Origin of the sequence: Pantoea sp. CTOTU49201 (assembly GCF_032054795.1) — a bacterium.
Taxonomy (GTDB): domain Bacteria; phylum Pseudomonadota; class Gammaproteobacteria; order Enterobacterales; family Enterobacteriaceae; genus Pantoea; species Pantoea symbiotica.
The window spans coordinates 1-5547 of record NZ_DAMBSA010000071.1 but is presented as its reverse complement, the minus strand read 5'-3'; the positions used below and the strand labels follow the sequence as shown (position 1 = coordinate 5547).

The following is a 5547-nucleotide window of genomic DNA, read 5'->3' as shown; positions in this document are numbered from 1 at the left end:
TCAGACCGACGAAGCATTAACGCATTTATTTGCGCCACTAGCAAGCGAAAAGAATATTTAATTTTCGATAAATAATCATTGTTTTTAAATTTACCACGTAAAAAAGAGGCAAAAAAAGACCGAATACGATTCCTATATTCGGTCCAGGGAAATGGCTCTTTGAGAGCCGTGCGCTAAAAGTTGGCATTTTTGCAGGCGAGGACGCCTTGCCATTTAAAGGTAGACCAGGATTGGTGGTTTTCCAGCCAATTTGCAGGTTTGGTACGGAAAGGTGACAACTCTGTGATCGTGCTGACAGAACGAGGAAACAAGCGTAGCGGCAGAAATGTGCGCTACGCCTGAAAAATTAGGGGATTACTTATCGCACAGTTGCTGGGCGCGATCGATGATCGGCTGAAGGCGCATTTTCTGACCGGGATGAGCTTTATCAACGGCGACGATGGTGTCGATTGATTGCAGCGTGCCCTGCCCGGCAGTTTTGCGCGCCAGTGCTTTATCGTTGAGCGGATACTGCAGTAGCGTGCCCGGATTAATCGCAAACAGTGCGCCGTCTTTCTCGCAGGTCAACATCACCTCTTCGCGGGTGAAGGGCCATTTGTCTTTTCCAATCTCAAAACGGCTGACGGTAATAATCTGTGCCGCCATCGCCTGGCTGCACAGCGCCATCAATACGCAAGCTGGAATCAGTTTCTTCAGCAAAATATCGACCTCATTTCATCTTCTTTAATGACACATTCAGGCCGGTGACAGCGTGGCAAACACGCTCACCAACCCAATAACAATAACGGCCAGCAGCAGCTCAAGCTGCGTCAGGCGAATAAACAGATGTGACGTATTGCTGGCCGCCAGGCGAAAGCGTGGCACCAGCAGATAGCGATTGGTTAACGCGATAGCGATCATCAGCATGACCAGCAGCACTTTCACCACCAGCAGCTCGCTCCACAGCGTGGCTTGCCAATTTAGCGGTGAACCGGCAATCAGCAGGCTATTAATCGTGCCCGTCAACAGCGCTAACGCTACCGCGAGATGTCCGTAACGCGAGAAGCGCATCATGCAGCGGATCGCATCGGTGCGAAAGGCAATCTGCCGCGCTTCACGCATCAGCACTAACAGCGGCAGTAAACCGCCCGCCCAGAATGCAGCTGCAATTAAATGCAGTGCGTGATTACCTTGTTGCAATAATCCCGGCCAGCCATCGCGCATCGCGGCATGCCCAACACCGGCTAAAGCAATCAACTGCAACAGGCCGCTGCACAGCAGCAGATTTTGCCGCAGTGTGCCACGCAGTAGCAGCGCTAACGTGCTTAGCAGTGCGAAGGCGATTTCCCAGCGCCAAATCTGACCGAAGCGCGTGCTGAGCACCGCTTGCCAGGTTGCGCTGTCACTGACATTTCGCCAGTCGCCGCTCATTAAGCCGGTTTGCGTTGCCAGCATCAGCACCGCGCTGAACAAACTCAGCAGCGCGCTAGTACGTAAAATTAAACCTAAACGTTGTGATAGCAGCGGACGATAGCGGCGTGGCGCCAGCAGCGCTGTATAGAAGGCACTTCCTGCAAGCAGCAGCACCGACAAAAAATGCAGCGCTCGCAGGCCAATCCACAACGTGCTCAAACTCATCAATCACTTCACGCTGAAGCTGTAGCTGCCTTTGGTTTTATGCCCATCAACGGACAGCACATGCCAGTTAACCTGATAATTGCCCGATGGCAGCGGCTGGCTGATCGGCACAATCAACTGATCATGTTGTTTATCGTTGAGTTTGGCTTTCCCGACCGCCACCGCCTGATGTTGAGCATCAAGCACATCCACGCCACTGAATGCCGCTTCAACATCTTCGGTAAAGGTCAGCGTTAAATTCTGCGGGGACGTTTCCACCACCGCTTTATCGGCTGGAACCGGTGTTTTCAGGTGAGCATGCGCCATGGCAAACTGGCTGAAGGCCAGCGTTGATGACGCCAGAAGTAGCGCGACGACCGAGTTGAACGCAGTTTTCTTCATGACTTCTTCCCTTTTAAATACGACAAACCACCGTAAACGTGGCAGCAGGATACGCCGCCGATCCGCAGGTGTCGAGACTTGCGGTGCGATCCAATCCCCTTGATCCCAGGGTCCGAAACCATTACTTTTGCCCCTGTTTATCAGGAGAAAAGCATGAGCCAAAACCTTGCCCTGCTCTCGCAGGAAGAGAAAGACAAAGTTAATGTCGATCTGGCGGCCGCGGGCGTTGCATTTAAAGAGCGCTACAACATGCCGGTGATTGCCGAAATGGTGGAGCGCGAGCAACCCGAAGCGCTGCGTGACTGGTTTCGTCAGCGCTTAATGAACTATCGCCAGGCTTCGCTTAGCCTGTCGCGCCTGCCCTACGAACCTAAGCAGAAGTAATTTATGTTACGTGTTATTGATACCGAAACCTGCGGCTTGCAAGGCGGAGTGGTGGAAGTGGCGTCGGTGGATGTCATTGATGGTCAGATCGTAAATCCGATGAGTGACTTAATCTGCCCGGATCGCCCCATTAGTCGTCAGGCGATGGCGGTACATCGCATTACTGAAGCGATGGTGGTGGGCAAACCCACCATTGAAGAAGCGATTGGCCGCTATCATGGCAGCCCGCATTATGTGGCACACAACGCCAGTTTTGACCGTCGCATGTTGCCTACGATGCCGGGCGAATGGATCTGCACCATGACGCTGGCGCGTCAGCTGTGGCCTGGCATTAAATACGGCAATCAGGCGCTGCGTCACAGCCTGAAGCTGGATGTCTCGCCACCGGCCGAACTGCATGCGCACCGCGCATTGTATGACTGCTACGTTACCGCTGCGCTGCTGATCCGCATTATGGAAACCTCAGGCTGGAACGCCGAGCAGATGGCGAATTTATGCCAGCCCGCGCCGGTGAGCGGCGATGTGTTCCCGTTCGGCAAATATCGCGGTCAGAGCATTGGCAGCATCGCGCGCAAAGATCCCGGCTATCTGCGTTGGGTGCTGGAAAATGTGCGCGATTTGCGCCCACCTTTACGGCAGGCGCTGCGTAAGTACGTGAAGAGCGATCAGTAATCGACGCGGTCTGGCAAGCTGCCCTGGGCCAGGCCGATCAGGAAAGTGAACTCCTGCGCCACACCTTCATACGCTTTGAAACGACCCGATTTGCCACCGTGGCCAGAATCCATCTCAGTGCAGAGTAACAGCAGCGAATCGTTGGTTTTCAGCTCGCGCAATTTTGCTACCCATTTGGCCGGTTCCCAATACTGCACCTGTGAATCGTGCAGGCCGGTGGTAACCAGTAAATGCGGATAGGCTTTGGCCTCGATGTTGTCATACGGGCTGTATTGGCGGATGAGGTGATAGAACTCCGCCTGTTCAGGATTGCCCCACTCATCGTATTCGCCGGTGGTCAGCGGAATCGTTGGATCGAGCATGGTAGTGACCACATCCACAAATGGTACCTGCGCCACCACGCCGTGGAACAGATCTGGTGCCATGTTCACCACGCCGCCCATCAGTAATCCTCCGGCGCTGCCGCCCATCGCGTAGAGCTGCTGACGATTGCCATACCCTTTCGCCACCAGCGCTTCAGTGACATCAATAAAATCAGTGAAGCTGTTGATTTTATTCTTCAGGCGGCCACCGTCATACCATTGCTGGCCGAGTTCGCCGCCGCCGCGCACATGAATAATGGCGTAGACGAAGCCGCGCTCGAGCAAGCTGATGCGGCTGGTGCCAAAGCTGGCATCCATGCTGCTGCCGTAAGCGCCGTAACCATAAACCAGCAACGGATTATTGCCGCGCTGGAAATGCTTGCGGTGATAGACCAGCGAAACCGGTACTTCCGTCCCATCGCGCACCGTAATCCATAGATGCTCGCTTTTATAATCCTCAGATTTAAAGCCCGGCACCGGCGTCTGCTTCAGCACGCGACGATCGCCGGTTTCCATGTTCAGTTCAAACAAGGTGGTAGGCGTGGTCATGGAAGAGTAGCCGTAGCGCAAAGTGTCGCTTTCCGGCGAAGGATTGTAGGCAAGCCAGGTAACATAGGCCGGATCGTCAAAGGCGATGCCGAAGCTTTCGCCGCTCTCCCAATTAATCTGCCGCAAGGTGTTTACGCCGTGCTGACGCTCTTCCACCACCAGCCAATGGCGGAACAACTGGAAATCCTCCAGCACCACGTTGTCTCGCGCAGGGATCAGCGATTGCCAGCGCGCTTCCGCCAGCCACGCGCTGCGATAAAGTCCGAAGTTTTTACCGTCGCGATTTGAGCGAATGTAGAACTGATGATTGTAGTGATCGATGCTGTATTCGTGGTCACGGCGACGCGGGCAAAACGTTTGCGGCTGTGCATCCGGATACTCGGCGTCGATCAGCAGAATCTCGCTGGTGTTGGTGCTGTATAGCGCAATCAGAATGAAGTGCTCGGAGGTGGTTTTGTGCACGCTCAGGTGGAAGGAATCATCCTTCTCTTCATACACCAGCTGATCGTCAGATTGCGGATGCCCCAACTCATGGCGCCACACCTGATACGCCAGCAGCGTTTTCGGATGCTTACGCACGTAGTAGAGCGTGCGGGAATCATTGGCCCAGGCCACGCTGGATGACGCATTAGTCAGCACTTCCGGATACCAGCTGCCGCTCCGCAAATTACGGAAGCGAATACCGTATTGACGGCGCGACAGGAAATCTTCCGCTAAGGCCATTACCTGATTGTCTGGCGTAATCGCCAGCGCGCCCATGGTGTAAAAATCACTGTGTGCGGCACGTTGGTTACCATCGAGCAGCAGCTGCCACGGCTCCTCAGCCGGTGCGTCTAGCGGCTGGCGGAAATAAGCAGGATACTCGTTGCCCACTTCATAACGGCTTTGATAGCGATAACCGTTTTTCACATAAGGCACCGAGTGATCCTGCGGCGGAATACGGTCGACGATCTCTTTCAGAACCCGTTCCTGCAGCGGATTCTGCGACGCCATCATGGCGCGGCCATAATCATTTTCGGCATGCAGATGGGCCAGCACTTCTGGCTTTTCGCGGTCATCATCACGCAACCAGTGATAATTATCGATACGCGTTTCACCGTGCAGATTCATGGTATGGGGAATTTTTTTCGCGTGTGGTTGATTCATTAGGCTCTTCTCCCTGAAGGACAACATTCAGCAAGCGTGGCACTAATCGCGCGTGATGCCAAGCTGCACGCAGCATCACTTTGCACAGGGCAAGCCAGACAGGGAAAGCGAAGGCTGCGGATGCAACCTTCGTAGTGGATTACGCGGCTTTTTCCGCGTCGATGTCGCGTTGAATACCGTCGCGCACATCCTGGGGAATTTTCAGCGCATCGCCGAGCGCGGAGAGATAACTGCGCTCCATAAAGTGGTCAACATCAATGGCGGCACAGCTGAGGAAATAGAGCTCCAGCGCCTCTTCTTCGTTTTTAACGTCAGCGGCCAGCCAGTTGGGATCAAGCGGGCGATTCATTGCCTGCTGAATCAACGCTTCGGCTTGCGCGCCGTAGCCCGCCTGCTGAATGTTTTGCTCAATTGCGGCGCGTTCCCGATCGTCAAT

Annotated in this window: 7 protein-coding genes; 2 read left to right on the top strand and 5 right to left on the bottom strand. The window is 54.4% G+C overall.

All coding sequences use genetic code 11. From position 1 onward, the window contains the following. Positions 1 to 354: 354 nt before the first annotated feature. From RTY00_RS07485 to copC, 3 genes are read right to left on the bottom strand one after another with little or no spacing between them, the layout of a single operon-like run. A complete protein-coding gene (locus tag RTY00_RS07485) occupies positions 355 to 702 on the bottom strand; it encodes a YebY family protein (protein ID WP_312663988.1) in 348 nt (115 codons plus the stop codon). Between the two features lie 33 nt (positions 703 to 735). Further along, the gene (gene copD, locus RTY00_RS07480) at positions 736 to 1617 is read right to left on the bottom strand and encodes a copper homeostasis membrane protein CopD (protein ID WP_312663981.1); all 882 of its coding nucleotides are present in this window, start codon (positions 1615 to 1617) and stop codon (positions 736 to 738) included. Between the two features lie 3 nt (positions 1618 to 1620). Beyond that, positions 1621 to 1998, bottom strand: a complete 378-nt coding sequence (gene copC, locus RTY00_RS07475; RefSeq protein WP_312663980.1) for a copper homeostasis periplasmic binding protein CopC — start codon at positions 1996 to 1998, stop codon at positions 1621 to 1623. Positions 1999 to 2151: 153 nt separating this feature from the next. On the opposite strand from copC, the gene RTY00_RS07470 reads away from it, so the two are divergent. Together RTY00_RS07470 and exoX are read left to right on the top strand one after the other, a co-directional pair. Beyond that, positions 2152 to 2382: a DNA polymerase III subunit theta gene (locus RTY00_RS07470; protein ID WP_008110458.1), complete on the top strand. Its 231-nt coding sequence runs from the start codon at positions 2152 to 2154 to the stop codon at positions 2380 to 2382. Between the two features lie 3 nt (positions 2383 to 2385). After that, entirely contained in the window at positions 2386 to 3054 is a 669-nt protein-coding gene (exoX, locus tag RTY00_RS07465) for an exodeoxyribonuclease X (protein WP_312663979.1), read from the top strand. On the opposite strand, the gene RTY00_RS07460 is transcribed toward exoX, so the two are convergent. Further along, positions 3048 to 5111, bottom strand: coding sequence for a prolyl oligopeptidase family serine peptidase (locus RTY00_RS07460; RefSeq protein WP_312663978.1), 2064 nt, complete (start codon positions 5109 to 5111; stop codon positions 3048 to 3050). The two genes, exoX and RTY00_RS07460, sit on opposite strands and share 7 nt — an antisense overlap. Positions 5112 to 5250: 139 nt before the next feature. Further along, positions 5251 to 5547, bottom strand: a 297-nt coding sequence (locus tag RTY00_RS07455) for a DUF533 domain-containing protein (protein ID WP_312663977.1), incomplete at its 5' end; no start/stop codon positions are given.